The sequence below is a fragment of the Bacillus sp. N12A5 genome, from assembly GCF_026790125.1.
Lineage (GTDB): Bacteria > Bacillota > Bacilli > Bacillales > Bacillaceae > Bacillus.
In genome coordinates this window covers 425,176-439,375 of record NZ_JALAMR010000002.1, presented here as the reverse complement: position 1 = coordinate 439,375, position 14,200 = coordinate 425,176, and the positions used below count along the sequence as shown (strand labels likewise).

Below are 14,200 nucleotides of genomic sequence, written 5' to 3'. Positions count from 1 at the left end.
TGAGTATTCATTCAATATTATTCTATCATTATATGCCTGCCTCTGTCAGTACATGCTGACATGAGATTTTTTAAAGCTACAGATGATATAATAGAAAAACTCTATTAAAGGTTGGTTTGAAATGAAAAAGATGTCCAGAAGGCAATTTCTGAAAGGTATGTTCGGCGCTCTTGCTGCCGGAGCTATAACGGCCGGCGGAGGATACGGCTATGCCAGATATCTGGAGCCGCACATGATTGAGACAACCGAACACACCATAAAAAGCTCTCTCATCCCGCACGGATTTGACGGTTTTAAAATCGTGCAGTTCAGTGATACACACTTGAGTGATTATTTTACTCTGGAAGATTTAAAAACTGTCATCCTGACAATCAATGAATGTAAACCTGATCTCATTGTGTTTACCGGTGATATTATCGATAATCCTGATACGTATCAGCAACACCAGGCAGTGATTCCGTTATTAAGAAAACTGAATGCGCCCTTCGGCAAGCTTTGTATTTATGGCAATCATGATCACGGAGGCTATGGAACTGCCGTATACAAAAGTCTGATGACAGCCGGGGGTTTTACGGTATACCGCAATGGCTATCAAACATTGACGCTCGCGGATGGCAGTGAAATTGAGATTGCATCACTTGATGACTTAATGCTAGGAAAACCCGATTATGTAGGCATCCTTTCAAGGCTAAGCGACAGTCTTTTTTCCATTCTGCTCGTTCATGAACCTGATGCAGCCTTGAATACAACAGAGTATCCAGTGAATCTTCAGCTGTCCGGCCACACACACGGCGGCCAGATTCAGCTGCCTTTTTACGGTCCGATTATTACGCCTCCATATGGAAATGTCTACACAGAGGGAATGTATCATACGGGCAGCACTCATATTTACGTAAACCGCGGCCTCGGGATGACCAGGCTGCCTTTGCGGTTTCTGGCAAAGCCTGAAATTGCTGTTTTTACCTTAAAAAGCACAAATTAATGTAGCAGGATGGGCTCCTCGTCAATACTTATAAGTAAAAAGGAGAGGATGAGGAAACTGCTTACGTACCAGGTGAAGCAAGGTGATACACTGAACAGTATCGCGGCTGATTTCAGAATCAGCACGGCTGCATTACTCCAAGCTAATCCGTCACTGCAGGCAGGGCTCACTGCGGGGCAGTCCATTGTCATCCCCGGACTGCCTGACCCTAATACAATCCCATATCATATCGCAGTCTCAATCGGAGCGAAGACCCTTACGCTGTTTCAAAATAATCGGTTAATGAAAACCTATCCCATCGCCGTTGGCAAAATCCTAACGCAAACGCCTACTGGCGAGTTTTACATTATTAACCGCCAGCGCAATCCCGGCGGCCCATTTGGCGCTTATTGGTTAAGCCTTTCAAAGCAGCACTACGGAATACACGGGACGAATAATCCATCTTCGATTGGTAAGGCTGTTTCTAAAGGGTGCATTCGCATGCATAACAAAGACGTAATCGAGCTCGCTTCCATTGTGCCAAACGGAACAAGAGTCTTAATTAACCGGTAATGTTTTCTTATTTGTTTCAAAAACAGGCGGTTTATAATATGATAAAGTGGGACCTTTAGGGTAAGGAGCGTTTTTATGGATATATTTAAAAATCGTAATTTTGTTCGACTATTTTTCGCAGCACTCGCTTCTCAAATGGGCACGACAGTAGGCAACATGGCCTTTGCTTTTTTCTTGCTGGACCGCTTCAGCAGCCAGCCTTCATATACGACCTTGGCGGAGCTGATGTATTCCCTTCCGACCGTATTTGTATTTCTGATCGTGGGAGTCGTGGCAGACCGGTTTGACAGAAAAAAGGTAGCTGAAAACTGTGATTGGATCAGAGCCGGCCTGACTGTCGTTCTTTTTTTCACTTTATTTACCGGCAATATTCCTCTTGTTTTTTGTATTTTATTTGTCAGAAGCGCTGTCACGAAGTTTTTCTTTCCGGCAGAAAACAGTTTGGTACAAGCCATCCTGCCAAAGGAGCATTATGCGAAAGCGGCAGGGCTTAACCAGATGCTTTTTAGTATTTTTATGGTGTTCGGGGTCGGAATCGGCGCTGTTATGTACAACACAATTGGAATTGAAGGCGCCATTATTCTTGATTTTGTCAGCTTTATCATTTCCGGGCTGCTGATCCGCAGCTGCCGGATTCCGAAAGAAGCCCGACAGCCAAACGGTGCATTCAGCTGGAGAAAAGCTTCTGTTAAAGATTCATTCAATGATTTTAAGGAAGGCATTCTCTATATTTTAAAAAACAAACTGCTGGCATCTCTTATATTCGGTTTCTTCATTTTTGGATTTGTCAACGGAGGATTCGCCGTATTGCCGATGTTTACAATGAAATATGGATTGGCGCCTGACCGTTATGAGTGGCATACGTCTGTATTTACGATCGCACTCGGGTTTGGGCTGCTGGCTGGAAGTGTAATCGGTACAGTCATCTCTAAAAAAGTGAAGCCGCACTTTTTAATGTCAATACCGATTTTCATTGCAGGCTTGCTGATTTTCGTCCTTGGCTATACGAACGTTTTATGGGTGTTTTACGCGGCAGCTTTTACCCTGGGAATGTGCATCGGACCGATCAACATTGCAATTGGAGGATGGATGCCAAAGATTGTTCATCCGAAGCTGATGGGACGTGTCAGCGGCTTGCAGGACCCTTTTATGATGTTTGCACAGTCTTTGACACTCGGCTTAGTTGCGCTGTTATTTCCTAAGTTCGTTTCAAACATTGATTATCTTTATTACGGCATGGGCGTTATCATCCTGCTTGTTTTTATTTTTTATTTTGTTGCACTGCCAAAATACAGTGCGCAGGCTGTAGAAGTAAATGTTCAGGAAGCATTTCAAGAGCAGCCGAAAAAGAAAGCAAGATCTGTATAATATACGTAAAAAATGCGCTTTTTTTCTTAGAAAAAAGCGCATTTTTACATTCAATATTTGCATTTCAACTTTAAAAAAGTATAATCTAATCATATAGAATTTGATTAGAGCAAAGGAGAGAAATAATGGACGACCATGCATATACGAAAGATCTGCAGCCAACCGTAGAAAATCTTTCAAAAGCAGTTTACACTGTGAATCGCCATGCAAAAACCGCCCCCAACCCTAAATACCTATATCTGCTGAAAAAACGGGCTTTGCAAAAGCTTGTCAAAGAAGGTAAAGGAAAGAAAATAGGGCTTCATTTTTCAAAAAATCCAAGGTTCAGCCAACAGCAATCGGACGTGCTTATCTCAATCGGAGACTACTATTTTCACATGCCTCCAACTAAAGAAGACTTCGAACATCTTCCGCATTTAGGTACACTTAATCAATCGTACCGAAATCCTAAAGCTCAAATGTCTTTAACAAAAGCGAAACACCTATTGCAAGAATATGTCGGCATGAAAGAAAAGCCGCTTGTGCCAAATCGCCAGCAGCCGGCTTACCATAAACCGGTCTTTAAAAAACTTGGCGAAAGTTACTTTTAAAATAAAAATAGCCGTGCCCCTTTAGGCAACGGCTGTTTTTATTTATTCGATAACATACGTATCCACTTTTTTAATCAAATCACTGATCTCAGGCTTGCTGATTTGCTCATCTGCGCCAACAACCTCTCCGCGGTGACGCAGATCATCTGTAATTAACGATGAGAAAATCATAACCGGCACATCTGAGCTTTTCGGATTTTCCTTCAGCAGCTTTGTGAGCCTGTGTCCGTCCATTTTTGGCATTTCAATATCAGTGATAATCATATCAATCTGTTTTGATAAATCAGTTTCGTTTTCAGCAAGGTTCATAATGTAGTCATATGCCTCTTTTCCGTTTTCAAACGAAGCGATATTGTTGTACCCTGCTTCTTTTAATTCATCCTGCAAGAGGCGCATTAAGAGCGGTGAGTCCTCTACAATGATAAGCTTTTTATCAGTTCTTCTTTCATCGAAGCCCTCGGTATGCATATTGTACGTATCCACACCTGAATCTGATTCGATGTCATAAATAATCTTCTCATAGTCAGGCAAAAAGATCATCAGGTCTTCGAGCTTAATAATCCCGGTAAGGTGCCGCTCCATCCCTTGATTTAACGATGTCGGTTTTTCAATAGCTTCCCAGGACACTCGGTGAATTTGCGAAACAGAGCCGACATGAAAAACGATTTTCCGTTTATTAAATTCAGTCACGATATATTTCTCGTCTTTTGATCCGTCAGGCTCAACTCCAAAAAATGAGAAGAGGCTGATCACAGGAAGAATCTCTCCTCTGAGCTTAATCATGCCTTCAACATGCTGATGAGAGTGAGGCACTGATGTCACCTCGACTGGCTGAATAATCTCTCTTACCTTCATGACGTTAATTCCGAAAGCATTATCGCCCACGCCAAACTTCACAATTTCTAATTCATTTGTACCAGAATCCAATAAAATTTCGTATTGTTGTAACGACAATTCAATCCCTCGCTATTCGCATTCAGTATTGTACTGTATATATCGGCGTAATTTGTAAAAAGTGAATGGCATGGCACTTCAAAATCGGATACTGGGAGCCACATGCTGTGATTCACAAAAAAAGAAACTTTTTTCCTAATAACCATTGACTTTCCAAGTAACAGTGATAAAATAGTCAAGGATTTTTCCAAAGAAGGGTGTAAATAATGGGTACCTTAGTAATATTTAAAGAAAATGAAATGACTGTTTTAGAAGATATCAGTGAAGAGACTTATCTGCATATGAAGAAAGAATCAGCTGACCTTCAAGAAGAGCATCCCCCGTATATGATTTGGCACCAAGACCTTCATTTTGATTATGGTTATTAATGAAATTGGCACATATAAACAATAATAGAACATGATACAATAAAGACAATCAAATCGCTGGTTGTCTTCTTTTTTTCTGTTAAAAAAGGTATGTTTAGAAAAAAGGCGCATACAATCGAAATATATCGGCTAAACAGGTGACAAATGATCAGCTAGTGGTAAAATAGGATAAACTCATTATATTTGTTAAGGTGATGAATTATGGAACATTTGCTGAATCCGAAAGCAAGAGAAATTGAAATTTCAGGAATACGCAAATTCTCAAATCTTGTAGCACAACACGAAGATGTTATTTCACTTACAATCGGCCAGCCTGATTTTTTCACGCCGCATCACGTGAAAGCTGCCGCCAAAAAAGCCATTGATGAAAACGTGACGTCATATACGCCGAACGCCGGCTACCTCGAGCTGAGACAAGCTGTGCAGCTTTATATGAAGAAAAAAGCGGATTTCAACTATGATGCTGAATCTGAAATCATCATTACAACAGGTGCAAGCCAAGCCATTGACGCTGCATTCCGGACGATTTTATCTCCTGGTGATGAAGTGATTATGCCAGGTCCGATTTATCCGGGCTATGAACCTATTATCAATTTGTGCGGTGCCGAACCTGTCATTGTTGATACGACGTCACACGGCTTTAAGCTTACTGCCCGGCTGATTGAAGACGCTCTGACCCCTAACACCAAATGTGTAGTGCTTCCTTACCCGTCAAATCCTACCGGCGTGACTTTATCTGAAGAAGAGCTGAAAAGCATCGCCGCCCTTTTAAAAGGAAGAAATGTCTTCGTATTGTCTGATGAAATATACAGTGAATTAACGTATGACAGACCGCATTACTCCATCGCAACCTATCTGCGGGATCAAACGATTGTCATTAACGGCTTGTCAAAATCACACAGTATGACCGGTTGGAGAATTGGATTTTTATTCGCACCGAAAGACATTGCAAAGCACATTTTGAAGGTTCATCAATACAATGTGTCGTGCGCATCATCCATATCGCAACAAGCCGCGCTTGAAGCTGTGACAAACGGCTTTGACGACGCCCTGATTATGAGGGAACAGTACAAAAAACGTCTGGACTATGTGTATGACCGCCTAGTTTCAATGGGTATTGACGTTGTAAAACCGTCTGGTGCGTTTTATATCTTTCCTTCTATTAAATCATTTGGAATGTCTTCATTTGATTTTAGTATGGCTCTTTTGGAGGATGCTGGTGTGGCACTTGTGCCGGGCAGCTCGTTCTCAAAGTATGGTGAAGGATATGTGAGGTTGTCTTTCGCATACTCGCTGGACACGCTAAGAGAAGGCCTGGATCGTTTAGAGTTATTTGTATTAAAAAAACGGGAATCAATGCAGACGATAAACAACGGCGTTTAAGCCGTTGTTTTATTTTTTTGGAAATGAAATTTTAAACGCTGTGCCTTTTTCGGGATGGCTGTCCACATGGATGACTCCCTGATGATTTTCAATAATATTAAATGTCACCATCAGTCCGAGTCCCGTTCCCTTTTCTTTTGTCGTTAAAAATGGTTCTCCAATCCGGTTCAGCACTTTTTCAGGTATGCCTTCTCCTTCATCTTTGACAGTGACATGAACAGAATGCTCATCCTCAGTGATGATAATGTCTACTGTTCCCCCATTAGGCATAGACTCCACTGCATTTTTAATTAAATTAATGAACACCTGCTTCAATTGGTTTTGATCCCCGTTTATATAAATGCTGTCTTTTTCATAGCTGGTTCTGATAAAAATACCATTCAAATTTGCCTGTGTTTCTAACAGTGCCGAGACCTCACCAATTAATTTTTTCAGGTTTAAATATTCTTTTACGGCATTTTGCTGGGGTTTCGCCAGCATTAGCAGCTCACTAAGGATTAATTCAATACGGCTGAGTTCAGAAAATACAATATCAAAGTAATGTTCATTTCCTTCCATCGTCGGTTTCATCAGCTGTAAAAATCCTTTAATCGCTGTTAGAGGGTTCCGGATCTCATGGGCAATTCCCGCCGCAAGCTGCCCAGCGATTGATAATTTTTCCGATTTGAGCATCAATTCTTCTGTTTGTTTTCTCTCAGAAATGTCACGAAGAATGACTTGGACAGCCGCTTCACCAAAAAAGGTCGTCGGAATGCAGACCATCTCCGTATAGATGACCCTGTTCTGGAAGGTAAACCAGGATTGCTTGACGATTTCTGATTCTGTTTTTTGCTCGGCAATGTTTTGGATTCGCTCTTTTACGTCCTCATGATCGCATGGATGCAGCTGATCGTATATGTTTTTGCCAATTAAATCTTCGTAGGTAGCCGCTTCAAACAGTGAAATTCCCGACTCATTCATAAATACCCATTTGCCATTATGAATCACTGCAATGGTATCAATCGAATTTTGAATCAGCAGCTGATATCGTTCGCGGCTTTTTTGCAGGATGGTTTGGAATTTTTTCCTTGAAGAGATGTCGATCAGCAGCAGCAGCTCAGCCTGCTGGTTTTTGTAGACGGTCGGGGACGCTTTCACTTCTAAATGAACAGGTGTGCCATCAAGCCTTTTCCACGTCTGTTCTATCATTCCGACTTCCATTCCTTTTTGCATTCGTATAATCCTGTTTTTCACGATATCATGATATTCTTCTTCAATAAATTCATAGGACCATTTGCCAATAATAGCGTCCTTGCTATTCGCTCCCAGCATTGAAAGCATCGCGCTGTTTACATAGACGATTTTGCCTTTGACACTGATGCATAGCGGACTCGGGAGATTTTCAACTAACCGTTCATAATCATCCGTTATATATGTAGTCGATTCCGGGCTTGCAGGCTTGATTTCATGTTTCTCGCAGTTTAGGGATTGATGGCCTGTTTCTTCTTCAAGAACCTTCATTTTCAAAATGATTTCCCGTTCTGTCCGCTCAGCTCTTGTCGTAACGATTTCTACCGCAGCCTCCACCCACACAATCGTATGATCTTTTTTAATGAAACGAAAGGTGCACGGCATCAGATGATGTTCATTATAAAAATAGCTTTCGACTAAAAATTGGTCTTCCTCATGAAGAAACGTTTTGAGGAATGATCCGATCATCTCTCCTTGGAGATAGCCTAAATGCAGTTTGGAGTTGGCAGATATATAAATGATGCGTCCATTAGAGGCCAAGACTGCATGAATATCGGTTTTTGTTTGAAATGGTTTAACATGCTGCGTATCCTGTTCCACAGAATCCCTCCTTTGCATGATCATCGTGTTTCGACATATACAGATTGACTTTTACCTAGTATGATTCGCTAGAAAATGAGTATTCTCCTTCTATTCTTATGGTGAACGTCAATTTTTGAATAAAAGAAAGGGCACACAATCTTTTCGTTGTGCACCCTGTTTTTTATTTTTTGCTGTGTTTTTTTTCGAGCTCTGCGTAGGCGTGGATAGCTCTTTTGGCAATGAGTTTATTGATCGGGTCGTGGTCGTTCGCTACAGAAGGAACAACAACACTAAATGCCACTTTTGGATTTTTCGACGGATAATAGCCGACAAAAGTTAGATTGTATGTGCTTTGCCCCCACCAATTACGGTTTGTTCCGTAATAAAATGTTTGAGCAGTTCCCGTTTTCCCTGATACATCTTCTGTAAACGTATTTTTAGCTGTCCCTGAAGAGGTGACTAATTTCATACCTGTTTGCACTTGCTGTATGTCACTTTCTGAGTTGTTAATTTTATTGAGAATGTTTGGCTTTCTTTGTTCAATGGTCTTCCCAAGGCCCTCTTTATTGCTGGGCTCATGGATACTTGTAACAATTCTTGGCTGAACACGGTAGCCCCCATTGGCAATGGATGAGATGTACTGCGCCATTTGAAGCGGTGTATATGTATCGTATTGTCCAATGGCCAAGTCTAATATTAATCCCCCTACCGCATCAGGTGTAGTTTGCATGCCGGCTGATTCCTGAGGCAGATCAATACCTGTCTTTACTCCCAGGCCAAACTGGCTGTAGTAATTTCTCATTTTGTTCAAATCCTTCTGATCAGCGGGAAGAGGTCCATGCGGCTTATACGTGACACCGGCAATGTGCATGGCAACATTAAACATGTATACGTTTGAGCTTTTTTGCAATGCGGTTAATTCGTTAATAGTTCCCATATTCATATAGGACTTCTTAGGCTTGTTACCGTTTCCTGCAAAATAAAGAGGTGTATCAACAAAATATTTATAATGCGGAATCCCGTCCTGATAGCCGGCAAGTACGGTGGCACCCTTCACTGCCGAACCCATTTCATATTGGGTCGTAAATGCGCCTATCGCATAATCTTGAATTTTGTTTGTTTCTAAATCTATCTTTTTTCCCGCCATCGACAAAATATCGCCGTTATTCGGATCCATCATCACGACAAAGGCTCTGTCAAGCATATAGTTCCCACGTGCACGGCTGTTTCTCACTTCTTCTTCAACGATCTTTTCCACTTTTGCTTGGAGCTCCATGTCGAAAGAAAGCTGAAGATCGTATCCCCTGCTGCCTTTGTCAATGGTTTTTTGGCTGACGACATTTCCTTTATTGTCTACTACGTATTGCACTTTTTCTTTATGAGAATTTAAATAGTCTTCATATTGATACTCTAAATAACTTTTTCCCACCCTGTCATTATTCGCATAGCCTCTAGTTAAGTAGAAATCTTTCCGGTCGCTCAGCAGGCCCTGATCAGGTGTCGTGACGCCCCCGAACACGGAATAGAGGGTTTTGTCATAAGGATATTTTCGTGTCCAATCGTTGACGATGTCGATTCCAGGAAGCTCCTCTAAATGCTCAGAAACAATTGAAATCTCATCATATGTTAAGTCATTTTTTGGCCGTTGCGTAGAGCTTTTCTTCTCATCAAGCAGCGTCCCGTTTTTTCCATTGCTATTGCTTTCATTTGGATTCATCGCTTTTACAATTTGAGGTTCGTAAGCATTTCCGCTTGAAAACCTTGTATATATCGCAGCGGTTTCCATTTCTTCGTCATCTTGCTGAATAGCCTTCAATTCTTCATCTGGAACACGCTCAACCTGGAGCTTGTAAGCCTGGTCCCCTTTCAGGTTGCTTTCCGATTCCTTTAGCAGAGCGGCAGCTTTTTTCGGATGAGATGCAATCCAGTAATCACGCAAATCTCTTTCCTTCAAAAATTCAGTATCAATATGAATGAAAGCAGCAAGCCGCTTCGCTGTTTTGATTTTATCTTCTGTTTTTGTGCTCGATGTTGAAACATACACAATTTCAGGCACGCTCTGGTTATCGACAGCCACTTTCTGGTTTCTGTCGTACATCTTCCCTCGCGGCGCCGGATAGTACGCTGTTTTTGCATTTGCTTTCTCAGCGTCTTCTTCATGCTGTTCGCCTTCAACAATTTGAACGACGCCAAGCTTAAAGATTAATGCAGTGAATAGAACAAAGACAGCAAGGAAAAAAAGGTTCATTCTGATTGCTCTGTTTCCTTTGCTCTTTTTCTTTGGTTCACGTCCTATTTCAGTCACTTCTGGTTACCCCTCTCAAATCATTCAATATATTTACATATACTGAGATTAATTGTAACACCTTTGTAACAGTTGTTACAGCAAAAAGGGATAAAAAAAACTGTCAACATAAAAACACATTAAAATTTAACTAACGATTCAAGAAAAAGGAAGCAATGTAACTGTACGATAAAATCATGATATCCAGCTAATTCCCTTCTCCTTAGCGATTTAGCGCATATACGTTACGAAAATGACAATCTCTATTTGTCAAAGGAAAGTGTTGGATTCTTTATGACAAAAAAGCTATGTTATGATTTTTCTGTAGAAACAAACAACTCTAGGAGGTTATGAACTAATGAAGAAAGCATTTATTTTATCTGCTGCCGCTGCGGTTGGATTATTCACATTCGGGGGCGTACAGCAAGCATCAGCGAAAGAACTCTCCTGCCAGCATGTGGTAACGGTAAAAACGGGGAACACTGTGCAAAACATGTCCCTTAACGATGCAGTGAAAAAACTGCATATGAAAACAAATATCAAAACATTAGACGCTGCAAACGAAAAAGAGATCAAGCAGCTTCTTCAAAAATATGCGAAGCAATCTAACATGAACATTCAGGATGTTCAAAAGACTGAAACTGCAAAACCTGCACAAAAAACTGCTGAAAAAGCAGCTGCTGAAAAAAACACTGCTTCTAAAGCACCAGCTGCTACTGAACACAACACCGCTTCTAAAGCACCTGAAGCTGAAAAAACAAACACAACTACATCTGCGCCTTCATCTGTAAGCGCCTATGAGAAAAAAGTTGTTGAGCTTACAAATGCAGAAAGACAAAAACAAGGGTTAAAACCTCTTCAAATTGATGAAACGTTGAGCAAATCTGCTCGCGCAAAATCTCAGGATATGAAAGACAAAAACTACTTTGACCACCAAAGCCCAACTTACGGCTCACCGTTTGATATGATGAAATCTTTCGGAATCAGCTACAAAACAGCAGGTGAAAACATCGCTAAGGGCCAAAAGACACCAGAGGAAGTTGTAAAAGCTTGGATGAACAGTGAAGGACACAGAAAAAACATTCTAAATCCTAACTTTACTCACATCGGTGTAGGCTACGTTGAGTCTGGAAGCATCTGGACACAGCAATTCATCGGAAAATAATAAATATCCTGTACGAGACAAGTAATCTTCAGCTTGTAGAGAAAACCATGTTTTCTCTACAAGCTTTTTTGTTTTTTATTTCTACTCTGTTTCCATAACAAGAAAAAGTTCCCGTATACCCAGCCCTGCTCGGATAGGTGTGTGATAATTTTCTTCATGTTTTGGCACACGGCTGCGAGGAAAACTCGTTCGGTCACTTCCGTTTTCCTTGAAACAGACAAACGATTTTGTCTTCCATACATGCGGGGTGATTTATATGATCGATGGCTTTTACAGTATGTGCAATTAACACCAAGTGATGGCGAAATAGAGGCTGCCGAGGTTTTCTCGACTGCCAGAGGAGCCAAAGAGTGGCTCCTCATTCTTTGATTAAGTTTAGTTTTCCTATTTTGTTACATTCTAATGCAAACCACACTGTTCCCTCATTATCACATCCAATTCCATGAGGTTCAGCATAAGGTGTATTGATTGTATATTCTTCAATTGTGTGATCAATTGTCAGCCTTCCTATTTTATTTGCCCCCCATTCGGTAAACCATAAATCAGATTTCACGCCTGCCACGATTGCATGGGGACGTGCATTTGGTGTAGGGATGTCATATTCAGTTATTTCACCGGAAACCGTAATCTTACCTACCTTATTACCCATTATTTCTACAAACCAAAGTGCATCATCATGCCCGTTTGTAATCCCTACTGGTCCTGCTGCTGGTGTAAGAATTGGAAATTCCGTTAACTCTCCTGACTCGGTTATTTTGCCTATAGCATTGTTCTGGTTTTCAGTGAACCAAATTGACTGATCTGAACCTACTGTAATAAAAGTAGGGTATGATCCTTGATTAGGTAGTTCATATTCATGAATCTTGCCCTCTGCCGTCAATTTACTTATTCGATTTCCATTCATCTCAGTAAACCAAATATCGCCGTTTGGACCTTCCGTAATTCCATATGGGGCGGAATTTGGATGCGGCAAAGGATATTCTATAAATTGCCCATTTGTTGTCAGTTTTCCTATCTTATTAGCTTCATTTTCGGTAAACTAAATATCTCCTTTTGAAGACACCGTTAAACACTTTACTCTAGCATCAGGTGTCGGAACAGTGTACTCTTGAACTTGTCCCTTCTTATCAATACAACTAATCTTGTTTGCTTTATGTTGAGTAAACCATACCTTTCCCTCGGGTGAAACTGCTATTCCATATGGACCTGAATCAGAGCCTAGAATATTTATTTCCTGCTGTTCAAACTTCATATACACTCCCCCATAAAATATGGTGTGCAAAAAAATGCCTCCTATTCTCATTTTTCTGAGATAGGAGGCAATGCATAGTTCATACCTAAGTAGGCTTGATCTTTAAAGCCACTTAGTCTGTACAAATAAAGAACATTACTTCATAATCCTATCTCAGAAAATCAATCAATAAACAAACCAAATAAGCATTCAGATCAACGAAAGAATTGTACTGAAACTGAATGAATATGTTAAGCTATTGATTCTTTCTCAAGTTAGGATTATTGAATCATGTTCTTATTTTCACCCTCCCGTTTTTAGTTAAAGCAACAGTAAAATACCCGTTCAATTTTGTCAAATGAAAAAATGGGTATAGAAAAGGGTGATTTTTTAAGAAACAAGAATATAAAATAAATGCAGATCAGTGGCAACAGCATTGTAAACCGTATGCCTCATGTTTTAATTAGAAAAGCTGTCAAGATTTTCTCGACAGCCTAATGGATCACTGTATGATTCAGATATCTTTTTTATTTCACCCAAAGCTTATATATACTTTGGGTTCCGCTGTTTTCTTCACCTTGTGCAGCGAGCTTGTCATATAAAGATTTTGCAAGTGACAAGCCTGGCATTTCTTCTCCCATTAATTCCGCTTCCTCTAGTGCAATTCCCATATCTTTTATAAAATGTTTCACATAAAAACCTGGCTCGAAGTCACCTTGCAGCATACGGGGAGCGAGATTTGACAGTGACCAGCTTCCGGCTGCCCCCGTTGTAATGCTTTTCAGGACATTTTCCGGCTGCAGGCCTGATTTTTGGGCATATGCCATCGCTTCAGCTACACCGATCATACCCGCCGCAATTGCAATTTGATTACACATCTTCGTGTGCTGGCCGCTTCCAGCCGGTCCTTGATACTGAATGTTTTCTCCCATTAAAGAGAAAATCGGCATACAGGCTTCAAATGCTTCTTTTTCCCCTCCAACCATTATCGCGAGTGTTCCGTTTTGTGCACCGATATCTCCGCCGGAAACAGGGGCATCTAAAGCGAACAATGCTTTTTCTTTGGCCGCTTCCGCAATCTTCTTCGCAAGCGAAGGTTTAGATGTCGTCATATCAATGAGATATGCGCCTTCTTTTGCATTTTCAATAATTCCGCCGCTTCCGAAATACACTTCTTCCACATCACTGGGATAGCCGACCATTGTAATGATAACGTCCGCTTCTTTAGAAAGATCTTTGACCGTTTCTTTCCATACCGCGCCTTTTTGCAGTATGCTTTCTGCTTTTTCTTTTGTCCGGGTGTACACCAAAACAGGATGGCCGTCATTGAGAATATGTGATGCCATGCTTTTCCCCATCACCCCAAGACCGATAAAACCAATTGTTTTTTTCAAGGTCATTCCTCCCAGATGTTTCGTTTTGATTTTAGCTAAAATTTATCATTTTCACTTCATTTTCTAGACTACCATATTCATTCTTTATATAGTAGAGTCTTAAAATAAAAAACTCCC

General features: G+C 40.8%; 11 protein-coding genes and 1 pseudogene. 7 read left to right on the top strand and 5 right to left on the bottom strand.

The genetic code is table 11. From position 1 onward, the window contains the following. Positions 1 to 121 precede the first annotated feature (121 nt). From MOC09_RS02650 to MOC09_RS02635, 4 genes are all read left to right on the top strand, one after another. A complete protein-coding gene (locus MOC09_RS02650) occupies positions 122 to 982 on the top strand; it encodes a metallophosphoesterase (RefSeq protein WP_268369451.1) in 861 nt (286 codons plus the stop codon). Between the two features lie 57 nt (positions 983 to 1,039). Continuing rightward, the gene (locus tag MOC09_RS02645) at positions 1,040 to 1,534 is read left to right on the top strand and encodes a L,D-transpeptidase family protein (RefSeq protein WP_268362231.1); all 495 of its coding nucleotides are present in this window, start codon (positions 1,040 to 1,042) and stop codon (positions 1,532 to 1,534) included. A gap of 75 nt (positions 1,535 to 1,609) precedes the next feature. After that, entirely contained in the window at positions 1,610 to 2,902 is a 1,293-nt protein-coding gene (locus MOC09_RS02640) for an MFS transporter (RefSeq protein ID WP_268362220.1), read from the top strand. A 125-nt stretch (positions 2,903 to 3,027) separates the two neighbouring features. Then, positions 3,028 to 3,492, top strand: a complete 465-nt coding sequence (locus tag MOC09_RS02635) for a YkyB family protein (protein ID WP_003232406.1) — start codon at positions 3,028 to 3,030, stop codon at positions 3,490 to 3,492. Between the two features lie 42 nt (positions 3,493 to 3,534). Here the strand turns inward: MOC09_RS02635 and cheV are convergent, their stop codons facing one another. Then, positions 3,535 to 4,446, bottom strand: coding sequence for a chemotaxis protein CheV (cheV, locus tag MOC09_RS02630; protein WP_268362217.1), 912 nt, complete (start codon positions 4,444 to 4,446; stop codon positions 3,535 to 3,537). Between the two features lie 206 nt (positions 4,447 to 4,652). On the opposite strand from cheV, the gene MOC09_RS02625 reads away from it, so the two are divergent. Both MOC09_RS02625 and MOC09_RS02620 read left to right on the top strand, forming a co-directional pair. After that, entirely contained in the window at positions 4,653 to 4,814 is a 162-nt protein-coding gene (locus MOC09_RS02625; RefSeq protein ID WP_268369449.1) for a hypothetical protein, read from the top strand. Positions 4,815 to 5,015: 201 nt separating this feature from the next. Continuing rightward, complete coding sequence (locus tag MOC09_RS02620; protein ID WP_268369448.1) at positions 5,016 to 6,197, top strand: aminotransferase A; 1,182 nt, start codon at positions 5,016 to 5,018, stop codon at positions 6,195 to 6,197. A gap of 9 nt (positions 6,198 to 6,206) precedes the next feature. Here MOC09_RS02620 and kinA read toward each other — a convergent pair whose 3' ends face one another. Together kinA and MOC09_RS02610 are read right to left on the bottom strand one after the other, a co-directional pair. Beyond that, entirely contained in the window at positions 6,207 to 8,027 is a 1,821-nt protein-coding gene (gene kinA / locus MOC09_RS02615; protein ID WP_268369446.1) for a sporulation histidine kinase KinA, read from the bottom strand. Between the two features lie 163 nt (positions 8,028 to 8,190). Then, positions 8,191 to 10,314, bottom strand: coding sequence for a peptidoglycan D,D-transpeptidase FtsI family protein (locus MOC09_RS02610; protein ID WP_268369444.1), 2,124 nt, complete (start codon positions 10,312 to 10,314; stop codon positions 8,191 to 8,193). A gap of 337 nt (positions 10,315 to 10,651) precedes the next feature. Between MOC09_RS02610 and MOC09_RS02605 the strand changes: the two genes are divergently transcribed. Next, positions 10,652 to 11,458 (top strand): CAP domain-containing protein, encoded by an 807-nt coding sequence (locus tag MOC09_RS02605; protein ID WP_268362204.1) that lies wholly within the window; start codon positions 10,652 to 10,654, stop codon positions 11,456 to 11,458. Between the two features lie 358 nt (positions 11,459 to 11,816). On the opposite strand, the pseudogene MOC09_RS02600 reads toward MOC09_RS02605, so the two are convergent. Further along, positions 11,817 to 12,710 (bottom strand): annotated as a pseudogene (locus tag MOC09_RS02600) (virginiamycin B lyase family protein). Between the two features lie 506 nt (positions 12,711 to 13,216). After that, positions 13,217 to 14,083 (bottom strand): NAD(P)-dependent oxidoreductase, encoded by an 867-nt coding sequence (locus MOC09_RS02595; protein WP_268362200.1) that lies wholly within the window; start codon positions 14,081 to 14,083, stop codon positions 13,217 to 13,219. Positions 14,084 to 14,200: the final 117 nt, after the last annotated feature.